Source organism: Seonamhaeicola marinus (assembly GCF_008085455.1).
This window is the reverse complement of sequence record NZ_VSDQ01000333.1, coordinates 1-610: the sequence shown is the minus strand read 5'-3', so window position 1 is coordinate 610 and position 610 is coordinate 1. Positions and strand designations below refer to the sequence as shown.

Below are 610 nucleotides of genomic sequence, written 5' to 3'. Positions count from 1 at the left end.
AAAAGTTATGATATTTACTCAAAAACCATCAACGAACAAGCCGAAAGGTTAATGACCATTCGCGGGTTATTTGAGTTTGATAAATTAGACCCAATTCCTATTGAAGAAGTAGAACCTTGGACAGAAATTGTTAAGCGTTTTAAAACAGGCGCTATGTCTTATGGGTCTATTTCCAGAGAAGCTCATGAAAACCTAGCCATTGCCATGAACCGTATTGGCGGTAAATCAAACTCTGGTGAAGGAGGAGAAGACAGACGTCGTTTCCAAAAAGATGTTAACGGCGATAGCCGTAACTCTGCCATCAAGCAAGTTGCTTCTGGGCGCTTTGGGGTAACTTCACATTACTTATCAAACGCACAAGAAATTCAAATTAAAATGGCACAAGGTGCTAAACCTGGTGAAGGTGGGCAACTTCCGGGTGAAAAAGTTTTACCATGGATTGCTGATGCCAGAAACTCTACGCCATTTGTTGGTTTAATTTCACCACCGCCACATCACGATATTTATTCAATTGAAGATTTAGCGCAATTAATTTACGACCTTAAAAATGCTAATCGCGATGCTAGAATTAACGTTAAATTAGTATCTGAAGTTGGTGTTGGTACCATTG

General features: G+C 39.7%; 1 protein-coding gene. It reads left to right on the top strand.

What is annotated here, in order from left to right:
* On the top strand, positions 1-610 hold a 610-nt coding region (locus tag FUA24_RS25625), incomplete at both ends, for a glutamate synthase-related protein (protein WP_246146952.1).